19 protein-coding genes are annotated in these 26,281 nt (G+C 72.6%); 15 read left to right on the top strand and 4 right to left on the bottom strand.

The features are described 5' to 3' along the window. The first annotated feature begins 414 nt into the window (after window positions 1-414). Window positions 415-2,532: a DNA gyrase/topoisomerase IV subunit B gene (locus IF27_RS21765; protein WP_052851371.1), complete on the top strand. Its 2,118-nt coding sequence runs from the start codon at window positions 415-417 to the stop codon at window positions 2,530-2,532. Window positions 2,533-2,541: 9 nt separating this feature from the next. Here the strand turns inward: IF27_RS21765 and IF27_RS21760 are convergent, their stop codons facing one another. Then, a complete protein-coding gene (locus IF27_RS21760; protein WP_052851370.1) occupies window positions 2,542-3,489 on the bottom strand; it encodes a sucrase ferredoxin in 948 nt (315 codons plus the stop codon). Between the two features lie 99 nt (window positions 3,490-3,588). On the opposite strand from IF27_RS21760, the gene IF27_RS21755 reads away from it, so the two are divergent. From IF27_RS21755 to IF27_RS21725, 7 genes are all read left to right on the top strand, one after another. Then, window positions 3,589-4,599 (top strand): LacI family DNA-binding transcriptional regulator, encoded by a 1,011-nt coding sequence (locus IF27_RS21755; protein ID WP_052851369.1) that lies wholly within the window; start codon window positions 3,589-3,591, stop codon window positions 4,597-4,599. Window positions 4,600-4,705: 106 nt separating this feature from the next. Then, window positions 4,706-6,073, top strand: coding sequence for an ABC transporter substrate-binding protein (locus IF27_RS21750; protein ID WP_052851368.1), 1,368 nt, complete (start codon window positions 4,706-4,708; stop codon window positions 6,071-6,073). A 1-nt stretch (window position 6,074) separates the two neighbouring features. Further along, window positions 6,075-7,091 carry a carbohydrate ABC transporter permease gene (locus IF27_RS21745; RefSeq protein WP_110946120.1) on the top strand — a complete coding sequence of 339 codons (1,017 nt, stop codon included), beginning with the start codon at window positions 6,075-6,077 and terminating at the stop codon, window positions 7,089-7,091. A gap of 10 nt (window positions 7,092-7,101) precedes the next feature. Beyond that, a complete protein-coding gene (locus IF27_RS21740) occupies window positions 7,102-7,971 on the top strand; it encodes a carbohydrate ABC transporter permease (RefSeq protein ID WP_052851367.1) in 870 nt (289 codons plus the stop codon). 19 nt (window positions 7,972-7,990) lie between these two features. Next, the gene (locus IF27_RS21735) at window positions 7,991-9,598 is read left to right on the top strand and encodes a glycoside hydrolase family 13 protein (RefSeq protein WP_052851366.1); all 1,608 of its coding nucleotides are present in this window, start codon (window positions 7,991-7,993) and stop codon (window positions 9,596-9,598) included. 55 nt (window positions 9,599-9,653) lie between these two features. Further along, window positions 9,654-11,885: a glycosyl hydrolase family 28-related protein gene (locus tag IF27_RS21730; protein WP_052851365.1), complete on the top strand. Its 2,232-nt coding sequence runs from the start codon at window positions 9,654-9,656 to the stop codon at window positions 11,883-11,885. Between the two features lie 273 nt (window positions 11,886-12,158). Further along, window positions 12,159-13,247, top strand: a complete 1,089-nt coding sequence (locus IF27_RS21725) for a CobW family GTP-binding protein (protein WP_052851364.1) — start codon at window positions 12,159-12,161, stop codon at window positions 13,245-13,247. 8 nt (window positions 13,248-13,255) lie between these two features. Here IF27_RS21725 and IF27_RS21720 read toward each other — a convergent pair whose 3' ends face one another. Next, window positions 13,256-15,703: a DNA gyrase/topoisomerase IV subunit A gene (locus IF27_RS21720; protein WP_052851363.1), complete on the bottom strand. Its 2,448-nt coding sequence runs from the start codon at window positions 15,701-15,703 to the stop codon at window positions 13,256-13,258. 151 nt (window positions 15,704-15,854) lie between these two features. On the opposite strand from IF27_RS21720, the gene IF27_RS21715 reads away from it, so the two are divergent. From IF27_RS21715 to IF27_RS21705, 3 genes are all read left to right on the top strand, one after another. After that, window positions 15,855-17,231, top strand: a complete 1,377-nt coding sequence (locus IF27_RS21715; protein WP_052851362.1) for a M16 family metallopeptidase — start codon at window positions 15,855-15,857, stop codon at window positions 17,229-17,231. Between the two features lie 53 nt (window positions 17,232-17,284). Continuing rightward, on the top strand, window positions 17,285-18,652 hold the full coding sequence (locus tag IF27_RS21710) for a M16 family metallopeptidase (RefSeq protein WP_052851444.1): 1,368 nt from the start codon (window positions 17,285-17,287) through the stop codon (window positions 18,650-18,652). A 236-nt stretch (window positions 18,653-18,888) separates the two neighbouring features. Then, window positions 18,889-19,566 (top strand): GntR family transcriptional regulator, encoded by a 678-nt coding sequence (locus IF27_RS21705; protein WP_052851361.1) that lies wholly within the window; start codon window positions 18,889-18,891, stop codon window positions 19,564-19,566. 173 nt (window positions 19,567-19,739) lie between these two features. On the opposite strand, the gene IF27_RS21700 is transcribed toward IF27_RS21705, so the two are convergent. Continuing rightward, entirely contained in the window at window positions 19,740-20,030 is a 291-nt protein-coding gene (locus IF27_RS21700; protein WP_052851360.1) for an HPr family phosphocarrier protein, read from the bottom strand. A 96-nt stretch (window positions 20,031-20,126) separates the two neighbouring features. Between IF27_RS21700 and IF27_RS21695 the strand changes: the two genes are divergently transcribed. The 4 genes from IF27_RS21695 (at window position 20,127) to IF27_RS21680 (ending at window position 25,416) form a co-directional block, all read left to right on the top strand. Continuing rightward, the gene (locus tag IF27_RS21695) at window positions 20,127-22,862 is read left to right on the top strand and encodes a bifunctional acetate--CoA ligase family protein/GNAT family N-acetyltransferase (protein ID WP_052851359.1); all 2,736 of its coding nucleotides are present in this window, start codon (window positions 20,127-20,129) and stop codon (window positions 22,860-22,862) included. Window positions 22,863-22,947: 85 nt separating this feature from the next. Then, complete coding sequence (locus IF27_RS31625) at window positions 22,948-23,535, top strand: DUF5998 family protein (protein WP_052851358.1); 588 nt, start codon at window positions 22,948-22,950, stop codon at window positions 23,533-23,535. Then, window positions 23,532-24,725 (top strand): alkaline phosphatase family protein, encoded by a 1,194-nt coding sequence (locus IF27_RS21685; protein ID WP_052851357.1) that lies wholly within the window; start codon window positions 23,532-23,534, stop codon window positions 24,723-24,725. Before IF27_RS31625 ends, IF27_RS21685 begins: the two co-directional genes overlap by 4 nt. A gap of 22 nt (window positions 24,726-24,747) precedes the next feature. Then, a complete protein-coding gene (locus IF27_RS21680; protein WP_052851356.1) occupies window positions 24,748-25,416 on the top strand; it encodes a thymidine kinase in 669 nt (222 codons plus the stop codon). Between the two features lie 22 nt (window positions 25,417-25,438). Here the strand turns inward: IF27_RS21680 and IF27_RS21675 are convergent, their stop codons facing one another. Further along, window positions 25,439-26,167: a VOC family protein gene (locus tag IF27_RS21675; RefSeq protein WP_223291155.1), complete on the bottom strand. Its 729-nt coding sequence runs from the start codon at window positions 26,165-26,167 to the stop codon at window positions 25,439-25,441. Between the last annotated feature and the right edge of the window lie 114 nt (window positions 26,168-26,281).

Here is a 26,281-nt window from a genome sequence, read left to right as displayed (position 1 = left end):
TCTTCTCTAGCTCGACGAGCTGTCGTACCAGGGACAACATCCAACCAGGCCGAGAACGTTCCCGCTCGCGGCTTTCCCAGGAAAAAATTCTCCTGAGGCCGAACGCTGCCCGGTGGCGGCGAATGAGCCGTATGTGCGGTTGGTGCTTCGTTAACGCATGTCGAGTGGTCGTTGTTCCGGCTGCCTCGGGGTTCCGGGGCGCTCCTTCGTTCAGAAGGACGTGCCCGGAGCCTAAAGGGTTCATGCCTCGTTGGGAACGTGATGTACACGTCACCCGGACGAGTTATCGAACACGTGAGCGACCCTGGGCTACCCTTGCTCTCTTCCGGGGAGCCGCGCAGCCGCCCTACAAGGCCTCGGTACCCTCTGAGCGGCGACTGCCACCCCATTTGGATTCAGCGAGGAGCGAACTGCGTGACCGCCGACACGTCCGTGCCATCCACTGCACTGCTGAACGGGCCCGACGCCGACGGTAACTACACCGCGCGGCACCTGCTCGTCCTGGAGGGCCTGGAGGCGGTGCGCAAGCGCCCCGGGATGTACATCGGGTCCACCGACAGCCGTGGGCTCATGCACTGCCTCTGGGAGATCATCGACAACGCCGTGGACGAGGCGCTGGGCGGGCACTGCGACGCCATCCACGTCCTCCTCCATGCCGACGGCTCCGTCGAGGTCAGGGACAACGGCCGCGGCATCCCGGTGGACATCGAGCCGAAGACCGGCCTGTCGGGCGTCGAGGTCGTCATGACCAAGCTGCACGCGGGCGGCAAGTTCGGCGGCGGCTCGTACGCGGCCTCCGGCGGCCTGCACGGCGTCGGCGCCTCCGTCGTGAACGCGCTCTCCGCGCGGCTGGACGTGGAGGTGGACCGCGCCGGTCACACGCACGCGATCAGCTTCCGCCGCGGCACCCCCGGCACCTTCACGCGGCTCGGGGCCGAGGCCCCGTTCGAGCCGGCGGGCGGGCTGGTGCGGAGCCGGAAGATCCCGAAGGCGCGCACCGGCACCCGTGTCCGCTACTGGGCCGACCGGCAGATCTTCCTGCGGGACGCGCGCCTCTCGCTCGACACCCTCTACGCCCGCGCCCGGCAGACCGCGTTCCTCGTCCCGGGGCTCACGCTCACCGTGCGCGACGAACGGGGGACGGACGGCGCGGAGCCGACCGAGGAGGTCTTCCGCTACGACGGGGGCATCAGCGAGTTCTGCGAGTACCTGGCCCAGGACCGGCCCATCTGCGACGTGCTGCGGCTGAGCGGCCAGGGCTCCTTCAAGGAGACGGTCCCGGTGCTCGACGAGCGGGGCCACATGATCCCGACCGAGGTCAGACGCGACCTCGACGTGGACGTCGCCATGCGCTGGGGCACCGGCTACGACACGACGCTCAAGTCCTTCGTGAACATCATCGCCACCCCCAAGGGCGGCACGCACGTCACGGGGTTCGAGCGGGCCGTCACCCGCACCATGAACGAGGTGCTCCGCGCCACGAAGCTGCTGCGGGTCGCCGAGGACGACATCGTCAAGGACGACGCCCTGGAGGGGCTGACGGCGGTGGTGACCGTCCGGCTGGCCGAGCCGCAGTTCGAGGGCCAGACGAAGGAGGTCCTGGGCACGTCGGCCGCGTCGCGGATCGTCGCGCAGGTGGTGGGGAAGGAGCTGAAGGACTTCCTCACCTCCACCCGGCGTGACGCGAAGCAGCAGGCCCGCGCCGTGCTGGAGAAGGCCGTCGCGTCGGCCCGTACCCGCATCGCCGCGCGTCAGCACAAGGAGGCCCAGCGCCGTAAGACGGCCCTGGAGTCGTCCGCGCTGCCCGCCAAGCTGGCGGACTGCCGCAGCGACGACGTGGAGCGCAGCGAGCTGTTCATCGTGGAGGGCGACAGCGCGCTCGGCACGGCCAAGCTGGCGCGGAACTCCGAGTTCCAGGCGCTGCTGCCGATCCGGGGCAAGATCCTCAACGTCCAGAAGTCGTCCGTCTCCGACATGCTGAAGAACGCGGAGTGCGGCGCCATCATCCAGGTGATAGGAGCCGGGTCCGGGCGGACGTTCGACATCGACCAGGCGCGCTACGGCCGGGTCATCTTCCTGGCGGACGCCGACGTGGACGGCGCGCACATCCGCTGTCTGCTGCTGACCCTGTTCCAGCGCTACATGCGGCCCATGGTCGAGCAGGGCCGCGTCTTCTCCGCCGTCCCGCCGCTGCACCGGATCGAGCTGAGCAATCCGCGGAAGGGACAGGACAAGTACGTCTACACCTACTCGGACAGCGAGCTGCGCGAGACGCTGCTGGACCTCGAACGGCGCGGGGTGCGGTACAAGGACTCCATCCAGCGGTACAAGGGCCTCGGCGAGATGGACGCCGACCAGCTCGCCGAGACCACGATGGACCCGCGCAGGCGCACCCTGCGGCGGATCAACATCAGCGACCTGGAGGCGGCGGAGGAAGCGTTCAGCCTGCTCATGGGGAACGAGGTCGCGCCGCGCCGCGAGTTCATCGCCAGCTCGGCGGCCACGCTCGACCGGTCCCGGATCGACACCTGACGGTCCGGCTCAGCGGGGCAGGGCGGTGACGCGGCGCACGGCGGGCCTGGGCTGGGGCGTGGGCGCCGCGCCGCAGCTCGCGGGCGCCGGAGGGCCCGCCGGGGCGTCGCTCAGGGACACCGACCAGCGGCGGCCGTCGCGGTGGGTGACGAGCACGGTGCGGCCGTGGCGTGTGCCGGGGACGTCCGCCGTGGGGGCGACCGTGAGGGCGTCGGCGTGGGTCTCGCCGGTCAGGGACCTGACCGCCAGCTCGGCCGCCTGTCCAGGACGGTCCCAGGCGGATCTGCCGCGGCACCGGTCGGTGGTCACGCGGCCCTCGTGCAGCGCGGTGACGACCTCCTTGACGGCGACCGCGTCCATGCGGCCGTACGCGTACCCGTGCGGCAGGACCAGGAGCGTCGGGGAGAAGCGGTGGCCGCCGATGTGGCTGATCTCCCAGACGTCGCTGCCGCCGGCCGACAGCAGCTCGGCCGCGAGGGGACGGCCGAGGAGCGCGCAGCAGCGGTCGCGCCGCCCGTTGGTGCACACCAGGGTCAGGGGGGCGCCGTCGTACGCGGCGCCGGTCGCGTCGTGCCGCCCGGCGCCGAGCGCGGTGAGGTCGAGGTCGAGCAGGGCGCGGGGGTCGGACACGGAGAGGGTGCGGACCCAGGCGCGGCCCGGGAGGGTGTGCGCCAGCAGCACGCGGCGGGTGGGCGGGGTGGCGGCGTCACCGTTCGAACTCGCATGCCCGGCGGGGGAGTCCTGGCGGCCGGGGCGCCTGATGAGCGCCACACGGACGCCGGTGCCGACCGCGGCGGCCTCCAGGGCGGCGCCCACGCCGGGGTCGAGCCGGCTGCCGGTCAGGGCTTTCGGGCCCCAGGGCCCCGGCTGTTCGACGAGGAGCCAGGTCCTGGCGGTGGCGGCGGTGCCGGCGAGGGGTTCTTCCCGTTCCCGGGACAGGGTGGTGCACGTGCTCACCCAGGTGAGCCTAACCTCTCCTCAAGGAGTCGGCTGGTTACGCCCGTTCCTGGACAGTGCACGCAATTCACTTGCGTTACTTGCGTTAGAGTTGCGGTTATGACACGACGACTTGCCCAAGTGGCGCAAAAGGTGGGGGTCAGCGAGGCCACCGTAAGCCGGGTCCTGAACGGCAAGCCCGGCGTCTCGGAGGCAACCCGGCAGGCGGTGCTCACGGCGCTCGACGTGCTGGGGTACGAACGACCGACCCAACTCCGGGGTGAGCGCGGCCGACTGGTCGGCCTCGTGCTCCCCGAACTGCAGAACCCGATCTTCCCGGCCTTCGCCGAGGTGCTCGGCGGGGTGCTGGCGCAGCGCGGCCTGGTGCCGGTGCTGTGCACGCAAACGCCCGGCGGCATCAAGGAGACCGACTACGTGGACCTGCTGCTCCAGCAGCAGGTCTCCGGCGTCGTCTTCGCCGGTGGCCTGTACGCGCAGGCCACCGCCTCGCACGACCACTACCGGCTGCTCGCCGAACGGCGGCTGCCCGTGGTGCTGATCAACGCGTCGGTACCGGGCCTGCCCTTCCCGCGGGTCTCGTGCGACGACGCCGTGGCCGTCGAGCAGGCGTGGCGCCACCTCGTCTCGCTGGGGCACGAGCGCATCGGGGTGGTGCTCGGTCCCGAGGACCACATCCCGTCGCAGCGCAAGCTCGCGGCGGCCCGCGCGGCTGCCGCGGCGGGGGGTGCCGAACTGCCCGACGAGCGGGTGGCGCGTGCCATGTACACGCTGGAAGGCGGGCAGGCGGCGACGGCCACCCTGCTGGAGCGCGGGGTCACCGGCGTCATCTGCGCGAGCGACGTCATCGCGCTCGGCGCGGTGCGTGCCGCGCGGCGGCGCGGGCTGTCCGTGCCGGAGGATCTGTCGGTGGTCGGATTCGACGACTCCGCGCTCATGACCAGCACGTCTCCGCCCCTGAGCACGGTGCGCCAGCCGATCGAGGCGATGGGCCGCGCGGCGGTGGAGGTGCTGGTCGCGCAGTTCGGCGGCCGGGACGTCCCCCGTGACGAACTCTTGTTCGAGCCTGAGCTCGTCGTACGTGAATCAACCGGCCCTGTCCTCGTTAGGTGACAACTCGGCGTCGATATTTTTCAATCTACACGCAGGATCTTGCGCTTCCGTGATCCCGGTGGTTGAGTGTGCGCCACTCCAGGCCATGCTGACGAAGGGGTCATCCATGACACGCAGCGCGCACCGTCGCCGCGTCGCTCTCGCCACCACGGCCGTTCTCGCTCTCACGCTCGCCGCCTGTTCGTCGGACGACGACGGCGGTGGGAGCGAGGACGGCAGAATCCAGCTCGACATCAACGGCCAGCCGCCCGGGACCGATGCCCGGGAGCTCGCCATCTTCGAGGCAGAGGTCGCCGCCTTCGAGGACGCCCACCCCGATATCGACATCGTCCCCCATGAAGGCTTCATGGAGCCCGAGACGTTCAACACCAAAATCGCCAGTGGCGAGCTGGAGGACGTCTTCTATGTCTACTTCACCGACCCGGCCCGTCTGATCGAGCAGGGTTACGCCGCTGACATCACCGACTACCTCGATGACGTTGAGTACCTCGACCAGGTCAAGCCCGAGCTGAACCAGGTCTTCCAGGACGCGGAAGGCCGCCAGTACGGCATACCCACGGCCAACTACTCGATGGGCCTCCTCTACAACCGCGACCTCTTCGAGCAGGCGGGTCTCGACCCGAACACGCCTCCCACCACCTGGGAGGAGGTCCGCACCGCCTCCGCCGCCATCGCGGAGCTGGGCGGCGGCGTCACCGGCTACGGCGAGTGCGCCATCGAGAACACCGGTGGCTGGCACCTGACCAGCGAGATCTACTCCACCGGTGGCCAGGTCGCCACGCAGGAGGGCGACAGCTGGCAGGCCGCCTTCAACACCCCTGAGACCACCGCCCTCCTCGAGAACCTCCAGGCCATGCGCTGGGAGGACAACTCGATGGGCGGCGACCAGATGCGGTCCTGCGAGGACCTGATGATCGCGATGGGCGCCGGTCAGCTCGGCATGTACGTCGCGGCCCCCGACAACATCCCCAGCATCGTGCGCCAGTACGAAGGCACGTACGAGAACCTGGGTCTCGGCCCCATCCCGGGCGGTCAGGGCACCCTGATCGGCGGTGAGGGCTACATGATCAACGCCGACGCCTCCCCCGAGCAGATCGAGGCCGCGCTGACCTGGCTCCAGTGGCGCTTCGTCAACCCGGACGAGACCGAGCGCCGCATCCAGGACCGCCTGGCGGACGACCAGCCGGTCGGCCTGCCGATGCCTCCCACCCCCGACATCTGGATCGACGGCCCGACCCGCGACAGCGTCGAGGCGCTGAAGGAAGCGAACGCCAACGTCCCGATCGAGAACGTCGCCCCCTTCATGGACGCCGCGCCCACCATCCCGGGCCAGATCGAGCCGCCGTCGGCCCAGGAGGTCTACGCGCTCCTCGACAACGTCGTGCAGGGCGTGCTGACCGATGAGAACGCCGACATCGGTGCCCTCCTCGACGAGGCGGAGACGGGCGTCAACCGGATCTACGACGCCCTCTGACATGGCCGCCCCCACATCACGCCGCCGGGTGACGGACAAAGTTCCCGCACGGCGCCGCCGCTCGGTGGAGAAAGTACCCGCCGAGCGGCGCCGGCTCCGGGACAAGCTCCCGGGCGGGCGCCGCGAGGGCGGGCAGCTGCCCGCCGCACGGTGGCGCCTGCTGAAGCAGGACCTCACCGCCTACGGGTTCCTCTGCGCGGCCCTCGTCGTCTTCGCCTTCTTCGCCTGGTGGCCGGCCATCAGGAACGTGGTCCTGAGCTTCCAGGAGGTGAACTTCGTCCGTGGGTCCAGCTGGGTCGGGCTGGAGAACTTCCAGTACATCTTCGACGACCCGCTGTTCGCCACGGCATGGCGGAACAGCGCCCTCTTCTCGCTGTACGCGCTGGTCCTCGGCTTCGGCGTCCCCTTCGTCACGGCGGTGCTCATCAACGAGTTCCGCCATGTGCGGGCGTACTTCCGCGTCCTGGTGTACCTGCCGGTGATGCTCCCGCCCGTCGTGGTGGCGTTGATGTGGCGATGGTTCTACCAGCCGGACGGTGGGCTGATCAACGAGGTGCTCGGCACCGTCGGTCTGCCCACCTCCGAGTGGATCAACTCCCCGGACACCTCCCTGATCGCCCTGGTCATCGTCTCGACCTGGGCCAACATGGGCAGCGCGACGCTGATCTACCTCGCGGCGCTCCAGACCATCCCCGGCGAGCTGTACGAGTCGGCGGAACTGGACGGCGCCGGCATCTTCAAACGGCTGTGGCACGTGACCATCCCGCAGACGCGGTTCGTCATCCTCATGCTGCTGCTGATGCAGGTGATCGCGACGATGCAGGTGTTCACCGAACCGTTCGTGATGACCGGGGGCGGTCCGCAGGACTCCACCGTCACGGTGATGCTCCTCGTCTACCGCTACGCCTTCCAGTACAACAACTTCGGCGCGGCCAGCGCCATGAGCCTGTTGCTGCTGCTGGTCCTCGCCGTCTTCTCCGCCGCTTACCTGCGGGTCACCCGCAGCCGGCAGATCTGAAGGAGCCGACATGCGTACTCTCGTGCGGCCCGCGGTTCTCCGGACAACCCGCGGCAGAATCGTCTACTGGTCCGTGCTCGGCGTCGCGCTCCTGGCGTTCACCGTCGCCTTCATCATCCCGCTCTACTGGATGATCACCGGCGGCATGAAGAGCTCCCCCGAGCTGGCCAGGACACCTCCCACCTACATACCCGAGGAATGGCATCCGCAGAATTACGGGGATGCCTGGAACGAGCTGGACCTCGCCAGGTACTTCGGCAACACGCTGGTCCTCATCGGCGGCGCGTGGCTGCTCAGCCTCGCGATCCAGCTGCCCGCCGCCTACGCGCTGTCCAAGCTGCGACCGCGCTTCGGCGGGGCCGTCCTCGGCCTGATGCTGGTGACGCTGATGATGCCCGCCACCGCGCTGCTGGTGCCGAGCTACCTGACGGTCTCCGACCTGCCGATCTTCGGGACCAGCCTGATCAACAACCCGGCGGCCGTCTGGCTCCCGGCGGCGGCGAACGCGTTCAACATCTACGTCCTGAAGAACTTCTTCGACCAGATACCCGACGAACTCCTCGACGCCGCGCGCATCGACGGGGCCAGCGCGTTCACCACCTTCCGGCGCATCATCCTGCCGCTGTCGCGGCCGATCGTCGCCGTCGTGTCCATCCTGTCCATCACCGCGCTCTGGCGTGACTTCATCTGGCCGCTCGTCGTGCTGCCCGACCCGGCCCAGCAGCCCATCACCGTCTACCTGCAGCGGATCGCCGACACCACGTCCCTGAACCTGCTGACCGCGGGACTCGTCCTCGCCAGCATTCCCCTCGTGGTGATCTTCCTGATCTTCCAGCGCCATATTCTCGCCGGCCTCACCGCGGGCAGCCTCAAGGGCTGAGTACCGGAAAGGACATTTCGTGCCGCACAACCCCACCGCATGGTGGCGGTCCGCCGCCATCTACCAGGTGTACCCACGAAGCTTCGCCGACGGGGACGGCGACGGCACCGGTGATCTCGCCGGAGTCAGGGCCCGGCTGCCCTACCTCGCCGGGCTCGGCGTCGAGGCGCTGTGGTTCACGCCCTGGTACGTCTCACCGCTCGTGGACGGCGGCTACGACGTGGCGGACTACCGCGCCATCGACCCGGCGTTCGGCACGCTGGCCGAGGCGGAGAAGCTGATCGCCGAGGCACGGCAGCTCGGCCTGCGCACCATCGTGGACGTCGTGCCGAACCACATCTCGGACGAACACCCGTGGTTCAAGGCGGCGCTCGCGTCGCCGCCCGGCAGCCCGGAGCGGGAGCTGTTCCACTTCCGCCCCGGGCGCGGCCCGGACGGCTCGGAGCCGCCGAACAACTGGCGCGGCGAGTTCGGCGGCGTGCCGTGGACGCGGACCACGGACCCGGACGGGACCCCGGGGGACTGGTACCTCCACCTCTTCACCCCGGGGCAGCCCGACGTCAACTGGGCCCACCCGCAGGTCCGCCAGGAGCACGAGGACATCCTCCGCTTCTGGTTCGACCGCGGCGCCGCCGGTGTCAGGATCGACTCGGCCGCCCTGCTCGCGAAGGACCCGGAACTGCCCGACTTCGAGGTCGGCAAGGACCCCCACCCCTTCGTGGACCGGGACGAACTGCACGACATCTACCGCTCCTGGCGCGCCATCGCGAACGAGTACGACGGTGTGCTCATCGGCGAGCTGTGGCTGCCCGACGCGGAACGCTTCGCCCGCTACCTGCGCAACGACGAACTGCACACCGCGTTCAACTTCAGCCTGATGTCCTGCCCGTGGGACCCGGCGCTGCTGCGCGAGTCGATCGACACCACGCTCGCCTCGCACGCGGACGTCGGCGCCCCCGCGACCTGGGTGCTGTGCAACCACGACATCACCCGCACGGTCACCCGCTACGGCCGCGCGGAGGACACCGGCTTCTCCTTCGCCAGCAAGCGCTTCGGCACGGCGAGCGACATCCCGCTCGGCATCCGCCGGGCACGCGCCGCCGCGCTGCTGACGCTCGCCCTGCCAGGGGCCGTCTACCTCTACCAGGGCGAGGAACGCGGCCTGCCCGAGGCCGACATCCCCCGCGACCGCATCACCGACCCGATGCACGAGCGCTCCGGCGGCGTGGACCCGGGCCGTGACGGCTGCCGCGTCCCCCTCCCCTGGGAGGGCACGGAGCCGCCCTACGGCTTCGGCGGCGCCGACACCTGGCTGCCGCAGCCCACCGACTGGGCCGCGTACACCGTCGAGGCGCAGGACGCCGACCCCGGCTCCATGCTCAACCTCTACCGCACCGCGCTGCGCCTGCGCCGGGAACTCCAGGGCGACGACACGTCCGGGCTGACCTGGCTCGACGCCCCGGAGGGCCTGCTGCTGTTCGCACGCCCCGACGGCCTGGTCTGCGCGGTCAACCTGGCGGCGGAGCCCGTCCCGCTCCCCGCCCACACAGCCGTCCTGCTCAGCAGCGACCCCCTGGACGAGGGGGGCCTGCTGCCGCCGGACACGGCGGTCTGGCTGCGGAACTGAACCACTCCGACGCCGGAGCGCCTGCCCTTCCCCCACCCCCATAGAAGGGAACGACATGGGCGCAACACGAGCGTGGCCGCGTAAGCGGCTGCGCGCGGCGCTCGCCGTCTCCGCCTGTGCGGCCGTCCTGAGCACGCTCGGGATCGCCGCGCCGGCGTACGGCGACGAGTCACCGGAGCCGACCGCCGAGGTGGCGGACGTCTCCCCCCTGGCCGGTGCCAGCCTGCCGTTCACCACCCAGGAGGCCGAGGCCGCCAGCCACACCGGCACCGTCATCGGCCCCGACTACACCCAGGGCACCGTCGCCTCGGAGGCCTCGGGCCGCCGGGCCGTACGGATCGCGTCCGGGCAGCGCGTCCAGTTCACCCTGACGGCCCCGGCCAACGCCGTGACCGTCGCGTACAACGTCCCCGACGGTGCCAGCGGCACCCTGTCCGTGTACGCCAACGGTCAGCGCGTCAGCCAGCGCCTCCAGACCACCTCGCGCCACCTGTACTACGACGCCCCGTGGATCGCGGGCGCGAGGACGCACCACTTCTTCGCCCACTCCCGGCTGCTCCTCGGGCAGAACCTGCCCGCGGGCGCGACCGTCACCGTGCAGGTGGACTCGGGGGACAACGCCGGCCCCTACGTCATCGACACCGCCTCGTTCGAGCAGGTCGCGGCGGCGGCGCAGCAGCCGGCCGGTTCCCTCAGCGTCACCAGCCGGGGCGCCGACCCCACCGGGCAGGCCGACTCGACGCAGGCGTTCATGCAGGCCGTGGCCGAGGGCCGCGGCGGCACCGTCTGGATCCCGCCGGGCACCTACCGGCTGACCCAGCCGATCTACGTCGAGAACGTCACCCTGCGCGGCGCCGGTGCCTGGCACTCGGTGGTGCGCTCGTCGCGCTTCATCAACCAGGGCAGCTCGCCGGGCAACGTCCACATCCGTGACTTCTCGGTCATCGGCGACGTGACCGAGCGCGTGGACAGCAACCCGGACAACTTCGTCAACGGCACGCTGGGCGCGAACTCGTCCGTCTCCGGCATGTGGCTCCAGCACCTCAAGGTCGGCCTGTGGCTCACGGGCTCGAACAACGGCCTCGTCGTCGAGAACAACCGCATCCTCGACATGGCCGCCGACGGGCTGAACCTCAACGGCAGCGCCAGCGGCATCGTCGTGCGCAACAACTACCTGCGCAACACCGGTGACGACGCGCTCGCCATGTGGTCGCTGCCCGCGATCAACCGCAACTCGACCTTCGAGAACAACACGATCATCCAGCCCAACCTCGCCAACGGCATCGCCATCTACGGCGGCGAGAACATCACCGTCCGGGGCAACTACATCCAGGACACCAACGCCCTCGGCAGCGGCATCGCCATCTCCAACCAGGCGTTCATGCAGCCGTTCTTCCCCCTCGCGGGCACCACCCGGGTGGACGGCAACACCCTGGTGCGCACGGGCGCGATGAACCCCAACTGGAACCACCCGATGTCCGCCATCCGGGTCGATCCCTACAACCACGCCATCACCTCCAGCGTCCAGATCACGAACACGACGATCCAGGACAGCCCGTACAGCGCGTTCCAGTTCGTCTCGGGCAGCGGTCAGGGCCTCGGGGCGAGCAACGTCACGATCGACGGGGCCACCGTGCGCAACGTGGGCACCGTCGTCGTCCAGGCGGAGACCACCGGCTCGGCGACGTTCCGCAACGTCACCGCGACGGGCGTCGGCGTGGCCGGGCGCTACAACTGCCCGTACCCGACGAACATCGCGCCGTTCCAGATCAACGACGGCGGCGGCAACTCCGGCTGGACCAGCTCCTGGAACGACTGCGGCAGCTGGCCGCAGCCGGGCCAGCAGCCCGAGCCGCCGGACCCTGACCGCAACCTCGCGCTGCGCCGCCCGGTCACCGTCAGCAGCCAGACCGAGGTGTACGACGGGTCCCGCGCCGTGGACGGCAACGCGTCCACGTACTGGGAGAGCCGCAACAACGCGTTCCCGCAGACGCTGACCGTGGACCTGGGTGCCTCCACCCAGGTCGGACGGGTCGTGCTGCGGCTGCCCCCGTCCGCCGACTGGGGAAGCCGTACGCAGACCGTGACCGTACGCGGCGGCGACACCACCGGCGGCCTGCGCGACCTCGTCACGCAGCGCGGCTACGCCTTCAACCCGGCGAGCGGGAACCAGGTCTCCCAGGCCCTGCCGGGCGGCACGTCCGTGCGCTACCTCCAGCTCACGTTCACCGGCAACACCGGCTGGCCCGCAGGACAGCTCAGCGAGATCGAGATCTACCGCTCCTGACCCGGCACGCCACGGCGACCGGCACCCCTGAGGCACCCCCGGCGGCGCGTTCCTCGCGCGCCGCCGGGGGTGCCGCCGTGTCGGCGGGAGCGCCCAGGGCCCGTCTTCACAGGGGTCGCCCTGTTCACGGCGCCTGGCACGCACGCTCGCTGCGTTGCCGCATCGCCCTGGTACGCCCGGTACAAGGACGATCCGGCGCCTTGCGCTCGCACGCACCGGACGCCGCGAGCGGCCGGACACCCCCTGTGAAGACGCACCCTAGACTCTGATGCCATGCCGACCAGCCACGTCCCCGTCGTCGTCCTCACCGGTCATCTGGGCAGCGGGAAGACCACGTTGCTCAACCACCTGCTCAGGAACCGGGCGGGCCTGCGGATCGGCGCGGTCGTCAACGACTTCGGCAGCATCCCGGTGGACGCCCTGCTGGTGGACGGCCAGGTGGACGCCATGGCCTCGTTCGGCAACGGCTGCCTGTGCTGCGCCGTGGACACCGAGGACCTCGACGCGGCGCTCGCGCGGCTCACCGACCCGGCGCTCGGGATCGACCTGGTCGTGGTGGAGGCGAGCGGCCTCGCGGAACCGGCCGCGCTCGTCAGGATGGTCCTCGCGAGCGGTCAGCCGCGCGTCCTCTACGGCGGGCTCGTGCACGTCGTGGACGCCGCGGAGGCGGAGCGCGCGCCGTACCCCGGGTTCGCCGATCTGCTGGTCCTGAACAAGACCGACCGCGTGGACGCCGCGCGGCGGGCCGAACTGCTGGCCGCGCTACGGGAGGCGGGCGGCGGGACACCCGTCGTCGCGGCGGAGCACGGCAGGATCGACCCCGGGCTGCTCCTCGACCGGGAGGCCGGGGCCGGGGCGGGGACGGACGGAGGGCCGCGCGCACGGCAGCTGTCGTTCGCCGACCTGCTCGCCGCCGAGGAGGACGACCACGCGCACACGGCTTACGACAGCGTCGCCTTCGCGTGCGCAGGGCCGCTCGAACCCGGGCCATTCATGCGCTTCCTCGACACCCGGCCCGCCGGGCTCTACCGGATGAAGGGCTTCGTCGCGTTCGGCGGCGCCCCGGGCGACGAGCGGTACGCGCTGCACGCCGTCGGCCGCTTCCTGCGGTTCCACCCGGCGCCAGGCGCGGCGGCCGGGGCGGACACGACCCGGCTCGTCCTCATCGGCGCTGGCCTGGACACGGACGCCCTGCGCGCCGCGCTCGCCGCCTGCGTCGCGGACCGGCCGGACGGCCCGGCCGCGGCCCGCGCGGGCATCGACGAGGTCCTGCGCTTCGTGGAGCGGCCGACCGAACAGGAGGAACCCGGCGGCCCGTACGCCGACCTCCCGGAGGAGGCGGCGGCGTACGGGCCGCGGTGAACCACTGATCAGGCCGGGCCCGCGACCACCGCCACGACCTTCCCGAGCGGCACGCCGGAACCGTCCCGGCGCGGGTCGGGCTCCGGCAGCGGGACCGGCGCGCCGGTCGCCGTCGCGGCCCGCGCGGGCGCGTGGCCGGCCCAGGCGAACGTCAGCTCCTCCTCGCCCTTCAGGAACCGCTGGCAGCGCACGCCGCCGGTCGCCCGCCCCTTGCGCGGGTACTGGTCGAACGGCGTCAGCTTCGCCGAGCCCAGCGAGTCGTCCAGCGTCCCGCTGCCGCCCGCGACGGTGAACACCACGGCGGCGCGGCCCGGATCGACCGCCGTGAACGAGAGCACCCGCACCTCGTCCGCCAGCTTCACGCCCGCCATGCCGCCCGCCTGCCGCCCCTGCGGCCTGACCTGCGACGCCTGGTAGCGCAGCAGTTGGGCGTCGCTGGTGATGAACACCAGGTCCTCCTCGCCCGTGCGCAGCTCGACGGCGCCGACGACACGGTCGCCCTCGCGCAGCGCGATGACCTCCAGCTCGTCCTTGTTCGCCGGGTAGTCGGGCACCACACGCTTCACGACGCCCTGCTCGGTGCCGATCGCGAGCCCCGGGGACGACTCGGCCAGCGTCGTCAGGCAGACGACCGTCTCGCCCTGCCGCAGCGAGAGGAACTCCGACAGCTGCGCGCCGCCCGCGAGGTTCGGCATGGCCGGGGTCTGCGGGAGCTGCGGCAGGTCCACCACCTGGAGCCGCAGCAGGCGGCCCTCCGAGGTGACGGCGCCGATGTCGGCCCGGGTCGTGGTCTGCACGGCGGACACGACGACGTCGTGCTTGGTGCGCCTGGCGCGCGGCTCGTCGTCCCCGGCGGCGTCGCCCGTACGGGCCAGCAGCCCCGTCGAGGACAGCAGCACCCGGCACGGGTCGTCGGAGACCTGGAGCGGCACGACGTCCACCGGGGCGCCGTCCGCCTCGGCCAGGACGGTACGGCGCGGGGTGCCGTACTTCTTGGCGACCTGGGCCAGTTCGTTCGAGACGAGCTTGCGCAGCTCGGCGTCCGAGTCGAGGATGCGGGTCAGCTCCTCGATCTCGCCGGTGAGCCGGTCGCGCTCCGCCTCCAGCTCGATGCGGTCGAAGCGGGTGAGGCGGCGCAGGGGCGTGTCCAGGATGTACTGCGTCTGGATCTCCGACAGGCCGAAGTGGCCGATCAGGGCCTCCTTGGCCGCCGCCGCGTTGTCGCTCGACCTGATCAGCCGGATGACCTCGTCGATGTCCAGCAGCGCCACCAGCAGGCCCTCGACGAGGTGCAGCCGGTCGCGCCGCTTCGTCCGGCGGAACTCGCTGCGTCTGCGGACGACCTCCAGCCGGTGATCGACGTAGACCTGGAGCAGCTCGCGCAGACCGAGCGTCAGCGGCTGCCCGTCCACGAGCGCCACGTTGTTGATGCCGAAGGTCTCCTCCATCGGCGTCAGCTTGTAGAGCTGGGCGAGGACGGCCTCCGGGTTGAAGCCGTTCTTCACCTCGATGACCAGCCGCAGGCCGTGCTCGCGGTCGGTGAGGTCCTTGACGTCCGCGATGCCCTGGAGGCGCTTGGAGTTGACCAGGTCCTTGATCTTCCCGACGACCTTCTCGGGGCCGACGGTGAAGGGCAGCTCCGTGACGACCAGGCCCTGCCGCCTCGCGGTGACCTTCTCGACCGCCACCGTCGCCCGCATCCGGAAGACGCCGCGGCCGGTCGCGTACGCGTCGCGGATGCCGTCGAGCCCGACGACCTGGCCGCCGGTGGGCAGGTCGGGTCCTGGGACGTGCCGCATGAGCGCCGCGAGGTCGGCGTTCGGGTGGCGGATGAGGTGCCGGGCGGCGGCGACGACCTCGACCAGGTTGTGCGGCGGCATGTTCGTGGCCATGCCGACGGCGATGCCGCTCGACCCGTTCACCAGGAGGTTGGGGTACGCGGCGGGCAGGGCGAGGGGCTCCTGCTCGCTGCCGTCGTAGTTGGCCGTGAAATCGACGGTGTCCTCGTCGATCGAGTCCACCATCAGCCCGGCGGCCGGGGCGGAACGGCACTCGGTGTACCGCATGGCGGCGGGCGGGTCGTCGTTGCCGAGCGAACCGAAGTTGCCGTGGCCGTCCACCAGGGGGAGCCGCATGGAGAACGGCTGCGCCATCCGCACCAGCGCGTCGTAGATGGCGGAGTCGCCGTGCGGGTGCAGCTTGCCCATCACCTCGCCCACGACGCGGGCGCACTTGACGTAGCCGCGCTCGGGGCGCAGCCCCATCTCGTGCATCTGGTAGAGGATGCGGCGGTGCACCGGCTTGAGCCCGTCCCGCGCGTCGGGCAGCGCCCGCGAGTAGATCACCGAGTAGGCGTACTCCAGGAAGGAGCCCCGCATCTCATCGACGACGTCGATGTCGAGGATGCGCTCCTCGAACTCCTCCGGCGGCGGGGTCTTCGAACTTCGGCGGGCCATCGCGGCGCTGGCTCCTTCGTACGGGTGGACGGGTTCACGTGCGGACCATTGTGGACCGCCCCGCTGACAACCCGGAACTTCGCACAGCCCGGCCCGCCTTGCATAAGGTGACAGGACATCCCGATCGTCCGAGAGAAGGGACTTCATGCCCATGGGCCACACGGCCACCCCGCAGAATACCGTCGGCGGGCTCACCGCGACCGAGCACAGGCTGGCCAACGGGTTGCGGGTGGTGCTCTCCGAGGACCATCTCACGCCCGTCGCGGCGGTCTGCCTCTGGTACGACGTCGGTTCCCGTCACGAGGTCGCCGGGCGTACCGGCCTCGCGCACCTCTTCGAGCACCTCATGTTCCAGGGCTCGGCCCAGGTGTCGGGCAACGGACACTTCGAGCTGGTCCAGAGCGCCGGCGGCTCCCTGAACGGCACCACCAGTTTCGAGCGCACGAACTACTTCGAGACCATGCCGGCCCACCAGCTCGAACTGGCCCTGTGGCTGGAGGCCGACCGCATGGGCACGCTGCTGACCGCCCTGGACGACGAGTCGATGGAGAACCAGCGCGACGTCGTGAAGAACGAGCGTCGCCAGCGGTACGACAACGTCCCCTACGGCACCGCGTTCGAGCGCCTGACGTCCATGGTCTTCCCCGAAGGTCACCCGTACCACCACACGCCCATCGGCTCGATGGCCGACCTCGACGCGGCGTCCCTCGAAGACGCCCGCGCCTTCTTCCGCACCTACTACGCGCCGGGCAACGCGGTCCTGTCCGTCGTCGGCGACATCGACCCGGAGCGGACGCTCGCCTGGGTGGAGAAGTACTTCGGCTCCATCCCGGCCCACGACGGCAAGCAGCCGCCGCGTGACGGCGCGCTGCCCGACGTGATCGGCGCGGAGCTGCGCGAACTGCTCCGCGAGGACGTGCCCTCGCGCGCCCTGATGGCCGCCTACCGCCTGCCGCACGACGGCACGCGGGAGGCCGACGCCGCCGACCTGGCGCTCACCGCCCTCGGCGGCGGCGAGTCGTCCCGCCTGCACAACCGGCTCGTACGCCGCGACCGTACGGCCGTCGGCGCGGGCTTCGGCCTGCTGCGTCTCGCCGGGGCGCCGTCGATGGGCTGGCTGGACGTCAAGGCGTCGAGCGACGCCGAGATCGCCGACATCGAGCGGGCGGTGGACGAGGAGCTGGCCCGCTTCGCCGAGGAGGGGCCGACCCCCGAGGAGATGGAGCGCGCGCAGGCCCAGCTGGAGCGCGAATGGCTCGACCGGCTCGCCACGGTCGGCAGCCGGGCGGACGAACTGTGCCGCCACGCCGTGCTGTTCGGCGACCCGCAGCTCGCGCTGAACGCGGTCGGGCGCATCCTCCAGGTCACCGCGGACGAGGTCCGCGCCGTCGCCGCCGCCCGGCTGCGGCCCGACAACCGCGCGGTCCTCGTGTACGAACCCACCGGCGCCCCCGCCGCCGACGACGACGCGGACGCCGCCCAGGACGGCGACGCCGTGTCCCCGCAGTCCGAAGGGACGGACCAGTGACCGACCAGACCGACAGCCCGGCGGGCGGCCAGGACAGCGCGTCCGCCGCCACGATGACCCTGCACGCGCGCCCCACGGCGGGCGAGCCGACGCCGTGGGCCTTCCCCGCGCCCGACCGGGGCGGGCTGCCGAACGGCATGACCGTCCTGCGCTGCCACCGGCCGGGCCAGAAGGTCATCGCCGTCGAGATCAACCTGCCCGCGCCGCTGGCCGCCGAGCCCGCGGGGCAGGAGGGCGTGGCCACGATCATGGCCCGCGCGTTCTCCGAGGGCACCGACCGGCACACGGCCGAGGAGTTCGCCGCCGAGCTGGAGCGCTGCGGCGCGACGCTCGACAGCCACGCGGACCACCCCGGCGTACGCGTGTCCCTTGAGGTCCCGGCCTCCCGCCTGACGCAGGCGCTGCAGCTCACCGCCGACGCGCTGCGCGCCCCCGCGTTCCCCGACAACGAGATCGAGCGCCTCGTGCGCAACCGTCTCGACGAGATCCCGCACGAGCTGGCCAACCCGGGCCGCCGCGCGGCGATGGCGCTCTACGACACGCTGTTCCCCGCCACGTCACGCCTCGCGCGGCCCCGGCAGGGCACGGCGGAGAGCGTGCAGCGCGTGGACGCCAAGGCGGTCCGCGCGTTCTACGAGGCGCACGTCCGCCCGGCGGGTGCGACGGCCGTCGTCGTCGGCGACCTCACCGGCATCGACCTGGACGCCGTGCTGGACGAGACGCTGGGCACCTGGACCGGCACGGCCGCCGCCGCGCCGCTCTGGGAGCCGGTCACCACGGACGACGCCGCGCGCGTCGTCATCGTGGACCGCCCGGGGGCCGTGCAGACGCAGCTCCTGATCGCCCGCACCGGCGCCGACCGGCACGACCCGGTCTGGGCCGCCCAGCGCGTCGGCGTCTACTGCCTCGGCGGCACGATCACCTCCCGCCTGGACCGTGTCCTGCGTGAGGAGAAGGGCTACACCTACGGCATCCGGGCCTTCGCCCAGGTGCTCAACTCCCGGGCCGACGGCACCGGTCTCGCCATGCTGGGCATCAGGGGCTCGGTCGCCACCGACGTCACGGGCCCGGCCCTGGCCGACCTGTGGCAGGTGCTGCGGACCCTGGCGGCCGAGGGGCTGACGGACGAGGAGCGGGACGCCGCCGTGCAGTTCCTCGTCGGTGTGGCGCCGCTCAGCTTCGAGACGGCAGCCGCCGTCGCGGGCACGCTGGCCGACCTGGTGGAGGAGGAGCTGCCGGACGACTACCAGGCCCGGCTGTACGCGCGGATGGCCGAGACCGGCACGGTCGAGGCGTCCGCCGCCGTCGTGAACGCCTTCCCGCTCGACCGGCTGGTGACCGTCCTCGTCGGCGACGCGGCGCAGATCGCCGAGCCGGTGCGCGCGCTCGGGATCGGCGAGGTCACGGTGATCGGCGGCTGACGCCGTCCGTCCCCTCCCGCGGGCCCCTCCCGCCCGGCCGTCCGGCCGCGCGGGAGGGGCCCGCGGCGCGCTTTCCCGGCGCGCGCACACCCCCGATCCGCCGGAAAAGGGCCGAAAGGCGCCGCTCTTTACCAGGGGCCCTATCGGCATTCCCGCTTTTTTGCCATACAGTTCGGGGGAGTGATCCGGTCGTAATGCAACAGGGCTGAAGCCGGCGATGGCTGTGGGGGTTTGTCATGCGTATCTCCGCGCACACGGTATGCACGGCGATCCGTGACGACATCGTGAGCGGCGTCCTGCCGCCGGGCGCCCGGCTCGCCGAGGAACAGCTCGCCCAGCGGTACGGCGTCTCCCGCGTCCCGGTCCGCGAGGCGCTGCGCACGCTGGAGTCCGAGGGCTTCGTCGTCTCACGGCGCCACGCGGGGGCCTGCGTCGCCCAGCCGGGCGACCGCGAGGCGGCCGACCTGCTCGACATGCGCGCCCTCCTCGAACCGCTCGGCGCCGCCCGCGCCGCGCAGCGCAGGACCGAGGCGCACCTCAAGGTCCTGCGCGGGCTGGTGCGCCTCGGGCGGCAGCGCGCCAGCCAGGGACAGGAGGCCGACCTGCGGTCTCTCGCCGACTGGTTCCACGAGACGCTCGCCCAGGCCACGTGCAGCCCTGGCCTCACGGCCCTCCTCGTCCAGCTGCGGCGCAAGGTGACCTGGCTGTACGCGGGGGAGCCCGTCTCGCGCGCTGTGGTCCTGTGGCAGGAGCGCGGCGCGCTCGTGGACGCCATCGCCCGCGGCGACGCGGAACGGGCGCGGGTCCTGGCGGCGGCGCAGCTGGAGCGGGCCGCGCCCACGCGGCGGCAGTTCCGCGCGGCGGCCGTGAGAAGCGCGAAACCTGCTGTCAACACGGGTCGCGCCCAGATTTAACAACGACCGTATACACAGGAGAGACAAGGCCACGAATTATCTCGCCCGATTAGTGGCCTCTATTGTGCTGCCCTGAATTCCCGGTGTTCCCGGCATATTGTCCGGCGTCGGCGCGGATGCTTCCGCCGTCGATCACTTCGAAGAGATACACGCGCGATTGTGCGTGTTTTTCCTCACACCGTTTCCGGAAGTTCCTCAAGACCTTCCGAGACGAGCCGCGCCAGCCGGTCCACGGCCTCCCGCGCCGCCGCCGTGTCCTCGGCGCCCGACGCGAGCACGACCTCCTCGCCGCCCTCCGCGCCCAGCGTCAGCACGGCGAGCAGCGACGCCGCGTTCACCGGGGCGCCGTCCCGCCGGGCGATGGTCACCGGCACGCCGGTCGCCATCGCCGCGCGCACGAAGATCGAGGCGGGTCTCGCGTGCAGCCCGTCGGCCCAGCCGATCGTGACACGGCGCTCAATCATGCTGTTGCCCTCCGCTGAGGTCGGAACGTCCATCCACGGCCGCGCCGGAGCCACCTCCGCCGCCCGCCCGGTCCCGCCCAACCGTACGCTGGGCCCATGCCGCCGACATCCGCCGCGCATCCCTACCCGGCCCACTGGGAGGCCGACGTGGTGCTGCGCGACGGCGGCACGGCCCACATCAGGCCCATCACCCCGGCGGACGCCGACCGGCTGGTCAGCTTCTACGAACGCGTCTCCGACGAGTCGAAGTACTACCGCTTCTTCGCGCCCTACCCCCGGCTCTCCGACCGCGACGTGCACCGTTTCACCCACCACGACTACGACGACCGCGTCGGCCTGGCCGCCACCGTGCGCGGCGGCTTCCTGGCCACCGTCCGCTACGACCGGGTGGGCCCCGGCGCGGACGTCGCCGAGGTCGCCTTCCTCGTCGAGGACGCCCATCAGGGCCGCGGCCTCGGCTCCGTCCTCCTGGAGCACATCACCGCCGTCGCCCGCGAGCGCGGCATCCGCCGCTTCGAGGCCGAGGTGCTGCCCGCCAACGGCAAGATGATCAAGGTTTTCACGGACGCCGGGTACTCGCAGCGCCGCAGCTGGGCGGACGGCGCCGTCCGTCTCACGCTCGACCTCGCGCCCACCGCCGAGTCGCTGGCCGTCATGCGGGCCCGCGAACAGCGCGCCGAGGCACGCTCCGTGCAGCGGCTCCTCGCGCCCCGCTCGGTCGCCGTCGTCGGCGCGGGCCGCCACCCCGGCGGGGCGGGCCGTACGGTCCTCGCCGCGCTCGGCGCCGCCGGGTTCACCGGCCGCCTCCACGCCGTCAACGACGCGCTGCCGCCCGGCACGGGACGGCTCGGCGGCGTGCCCGCGTACCGCACGGTCCGCGACATCGGCGAGGCCGTGGACCTGGCCGTGGTCGCCGTCCCGGCCGACCGCGTCGCCTCGGTCGTCACCGACTGCGGCGAGGCGGGCGTGCAGGGCCTCGTCGTCCTGGCGGCGGGCCACACCCGGCAGGAACAGCGGGCGCTGGTGCGCACGGCCCGCGAGTACGGCATGCGCGTCGTCGGGCCGAACGCGTTCGGGCTCCTCAACACCGACCCTGCCGTCCGCCTCAACGCCAGCCAGGCCCCGGCGCTGCCGCGCGCCGGACGCATCGGGCTGTTCACGCAGTCGGCCGCCATCGGCATGGCCGTGCTCGCCGAGCTGGAACGGCGCGGCGCGGGCGGCGCGGGACAGGCGGGCCTGTCCACCTTCGTCTCGGCGGGGAACCGCGCCGACGTCTCGGGGAACGACCTCCTCCAGTACTGGGACGAGGACCCGGCCACCGGCGTCGCCCTCATGTACCTCGAATCGGTCGGCAACCCGCGGAAGTTCACCCGCCTGGCCCGCCGCACCGCCGCGTCCGGCACCCCCGTGGTCGTCGTGCGCGGCGGTCGGCACAGCGGCGGCGTCCCGCCGCACGGCCACGACGTGCCCCGGGGCGTCACCCCGGAGGCGACCGTCTCCGACCTGATGCGGCAGGCGGGCGTCATCGAGGTGGACACCGCCACCGACCTCGTGGACACCGGCCTGCTCCTCGCGCAGCAGCCGCTGCCCGCAGGGCCGAGGACCGCCGTCATCGGCAACGCCGAGGCGCTCGGCCTCGTCGCGTACGACGCCTGCCGCGCGCAGGGCCTCACCCCGCTGCCGCCGCACGCCCTCGGCGCCACGGCCGGGCCCGACGCGTACGGTGCCGCGCTGGCCGCCGCCCTCGCCGACCCCGGCACCGACGCCGTGGTCGTCACCGCCGTGCCCGCCGGTGCCGCCGCCGTCGTCGCCGACGGGGGCGCGCCGGGCCCGGGCCGCCTCGCGCCGACCCTCGGCGCCGTGCTCACGGACGCCGCGCGCGAGGGCGTCGCCAAGCCCCTGCTCGTCGCCCACCTCGGCCTCGACGACCTCGCCGAGGACTTGGGCGACCACGGCATCCCCGCCTACGCGTCGGCAGAACGCGCCGTCCAGGCCCTCGCCCGCGCCGTACGCCACGCCGCATGGCGCGCCCGCGCCGCCGACCCCGGCCGCGTGCCCGTCCTCGACGACATCGACGAGCCCGCCGCCGCCCGGCTGCTCACCACCACGCCCGCGGCGCAAGGGACACCCGGCGGGCCCGTCCCCACCACCGCGCTCGGGCAGGACGAAGCCCGGCGCCTGCTCGCCACGTACGGCATCCACGTGCCGCCCACGGCGCCCGCCCCCACACCCGACGCGGCGGCCGAGGCGGCCGCGCGCCTCGGCTATCCGGTCGCCCTCAAGACGACGGCCCCGCACCTGCGCCACCGCGCCGACCTCGGCGGCAACCGGCTCGACATCGCCACCGAGGACGAACTGCGCCGCGCCCACGCCGAACTGACCGGCAGGCTCGGCGACGCCGCGAACCTGCGGCCCGTCGTCCAGCCGATGGCCCCGCGCGGCGTGGACACGGTCGTGCGGGCCGCCGTCGATCCCGCCGTCGGCGCCGTCCTGTCCTTCGGGCTCGCCGGACCGGCCTCGGAACTGCTCGGCGACGTCGGCCACCGGCTGCTGCCCGTCACCGACCGGGACGCCGCCGAACTCGTCCGCTCCCTGCGCGCCGCCCCGATGCTCTTCGGCTGGCGCGGCGCAGGGCCCGTGGACACGGCGGCACTTGAGGAACTGCTGCTGCGGCTCGGCAGGCTGGTCGATGACCACCCGGCGATAGCGTCCGTCGCCCTCGAACCCGTCGTCGTCGCGCGGGACGGCGTGACGCCGCTCGGGGCCACCGTCCGCGTCGCCCCGCCGCCCGCGCGGCCCGACCTCGGCCCGCGCAGGCTGCGCGCCTACTGAGGGCCGTCCCGCCCGCCCCCGGGGGCGTCGGCGCCGACGCGGTGACGTCGGCGCCGCTGTCGGAGGCGCCCCGTAGGATGGGCACATGGCGAAGACCGGTACAACGTCCCAGGGACTGCGGGAGGCGATCGAGCGCAGCGGTTACTACCCGGCGCTCGTCGCGGAGGCGGTGGAGGCGGCCGTCGGCCGGGAGCCCGTCGTCTCCTTCCTCGTCCACCAGGAGACCACCTTCGACAGCAACGAGGTGCGCCGTCACGCCACCGTCCTCGTGCTGACCGGCACACGGTTCATCGTCAGCCACACCGACGAGCAGTCCGCCGAGAGTTCGCCGCCCGCGCCGTACGCGACCACGTCCACCGAGTCCGTGAAGCTGTCCCGGATCTCCTCCGTCGTCCTCAGCCGGGTCGTGGCCGACCCGCAGTCGTACGTCCCCGGCACGCTGCCGCGTGAGGTCGTGCTGACCATCGGCTGGGGCGCCGTCTCCCGCATCGACATGGAACCGGCCGCCTGCGGCGACCCCAACTGCGAGGCCGACCACGGCTACACCGGCTCCAGCACGGCCGACGACCTCTCGCTGCGCATCAGCGAGGCGGGGGACGGGCCGGAGACGGTCCGGCAGACCCTGGACTTCGCGCAGGCGCTGTCCGAGGCCACGTCGGCGGCGGGCAGGTGACGTACGCGCAGGCCCCCTACCCCGAGCCACTCGACCCGCGCGGCGCCCCCGTCCCGCGCTACGGCACGGCCTCCCTCGCCGACCTGCTGCCCGCGGCGGCGGCCGGACTCGGCGTCCCCGGCCTGAACCCGGGGCTCAGCCTGCCGCCCGCCGACCGCGTCTGCGTCTTCCTCGTCGATGGCCTCGGCTGGCACGCGCTGCGGGACCACGCGGCGGACGCCCCGTTCCTCACCTCCCTGCTGCCCACCTCGAAGGCCGGCACGGGCGAGCCCATCACCTGCGGTTTCCCCTCCACGACGGCCACGTCCCTCGCCTCGGTCGGCACCGGCCTGCCCCCCGCCGCCCACGGCCTGGCGGGCTACCGCGTCCTCGACCCCGGCACCGGCGCGCTGATGCACCAGCTGCACTGGGACCCGTGGACGGACCCCGCCCTCTGGCAGCCGCACCCCACGGTCTTCCAGCTCGCGCACTCCGCCGGGATCGCCGCCGCCCAGGTCAGCGCCCCACGCTTCGAACGCACGCCGCTCACGCAGGTCGCCCTCTCCGGCGGCACGTTCCTCGGCCGCCTCGACGCGGGCGAGCGCATGGACCTGGCCGCCGCCCGCCTGGCCGCCAGCGACCGCGCGCTCGTCTACACGTACTACGCCGAACTGGACGCCACCGGCCACCGCTTCGGCATGGCGTCCGACCTGTGGCGCGGCGAACTGCGCACGGTGGACGGCCTCGCCCGCCGCCTCGCCGAACAGCTCCCGCCCCGCTCCGCCCTGTACATCACCGCCGACCACGGCATGGTGGACACCCCGCCGGGCGGGCCCGACCGGATCGACTTCGACGACGACTGGGAGCTGAGCGCCGGGGTCGCCACCTTCGGCGGCGAGGGCCGCGCCCGCCACCTGTACGCCGTCCCCGGCGCCGCCGCCGACGTCCACGCCGTCTGGCGCGAGGTGCTGGCCGAGCAGGCGTGGGTCGTGACGCGCGACGAGGCCGTCGAGCTGGGCTGGTTCGGCCCGCCGGGCACCGGCGTCGAGGCGCGGGTGCGCGAGCGCATCGGCGACGTCGTCGTCGCCATGACGGGCAACGCCGCCGTCGTCGCGAGCCGCCGCGAGCCCCGGGAGTCGGCGCTCGTGGGCATGCACGGCTCGCTGACCCCGGCGGAACAGCTCGTACCGCTCCTCGAAGTCCGCACCTGAGAACCCACCGGGAGCACGATCCGTGGCTGAACTCGTCTTCTTCTCCGGCACGATGGACTGCGGGAAGAGCACCCTCGCCCTCCAGATACAGCACAACCGCTCGACGCGCGGCCTCCTCGGCCTGATCTTCACCCGCGACGACCGGGCCGGGACCGGCAGGCTCTCCTCCCGCCTCGGCCTGGTCACCGAGGCCATCGAGGCGGACGACGGCTTCGACTTCCACGCCCACCTCGTCGGCCTGCTCACCGCAGGGGGCCGCGTGGACTACGTCATCGCCGACGAGGCGCAGTTCCTCTCGCCCGAGCAGGTGGACCAGCTCGCCCGCGTCGTGGACGACCTCGGGATGGACGTCTACGCCTTCGGGATCACGACCGACTTCCGCACCCGTCTCTTCCCCGGCTCGCAGCGGCTCATCGAACTCGCCGACCGGGTCGAGGTCCTCCAGGTCGAGACGCTGTGCTGGTGCGGCGCGCGGGCGACGCACAACGCGCGGACCGTCGGCGGCCGGATGGTCGTCGAGGGCGCGCAGGTCGTCGTCGGGGACGTCCGGGACGCCGTCGGCGGCGACGACGTCGGCTACGAGGTGCTGTGCCGCCGTCATCACCGCCGCCGGCTCACGGCCGCCGCGGCGGGCGCGGGCGCCCTGTCACCCGAGGTCCTCCCGGTCGAGGCCGCCCGGCGCGCCGACTAGGGCGCCCCTGGGAAGACGCGCCCTAGCGCGCGGCGGGACGGATCACCGCGAACGGCGCGCCCTCCGGATCGGTGACCTCCGCCCACTCCCCGAACCGCGACACCGCCGGGTCGCTCGTCTGGCGCCCGCCCAGCTCCTTGACCCGCGCCACGGCCTCCGCGACGTCGGGCACGGAGAAGTACGACAGCCAGTGCGGCCCCCGGTCGTGCGGCAGCCCGCCCGCCACGCCCCGCACCCCCGCGACCGGACGGCCCGCGAGCCGCAGCGTCACCTGGTCGGCGCCCTCGGGGGCCGTCGGCTCCGGCGCCGCCTCGTACCCGAACACACGCGAGTAGAACGTCGCGGCGCCCGACGCCTCACGGGTGATCAGCTCGTTCCACACCGGCGCGCCCCACGGGCCGCGGAACGGGCCGCTGCGCCGGGGCCCGCCCTGCCACAGCCCGAACGCCGCGCCGCTCACGTCGGAGGCGATCGCGAGGCGCCCCACCCGCTCGATGTCCAGCGGCCCGACCGCGACGGTCCCGCCGCAGTCACGGATCAGCGCGGCCGTCTCGTCCGCGTCGGGGGACGCGATGTACGGCAGCCACGCGATGACGCGCCGCGCCCCCGCCGCGATCTCCCCGAGCCCGGCGACCGGATGACCTTCCCGCAGCGCCCGTACGTAAGGCCCCAGCTGGGGCTCGTCCTCGTCGAACTCCCAGCCGAACAGCTCTCCGTAGAACCGCTGGCCAACTGCCAGGTCGTGCACCATCAGACTCACCCAGCGGTGAGTTCCGGGAACAGGCGGGCTCGCAGTCTCGGCCATCCTTGCCTCTCTTCTCGGGGCACCCCGGCTCGCCGTCGCAAGTCTCCCCGGCGGTGGGGA

The sequence above is a fragment of the Streptomyces avicenniae genome, assembly GCF_000719135.1.
Lineage (GTDB): Bacteria > Actinomycetota > Actinomycetes > Streptomycetales > Streptomycetaceae > Streptomyces > Streptomyces avicenniae.
Note: the sequence above shows the minus strand (reverse complement) of the source record. Positions and strands in the feature narration are given on the sequence as shown.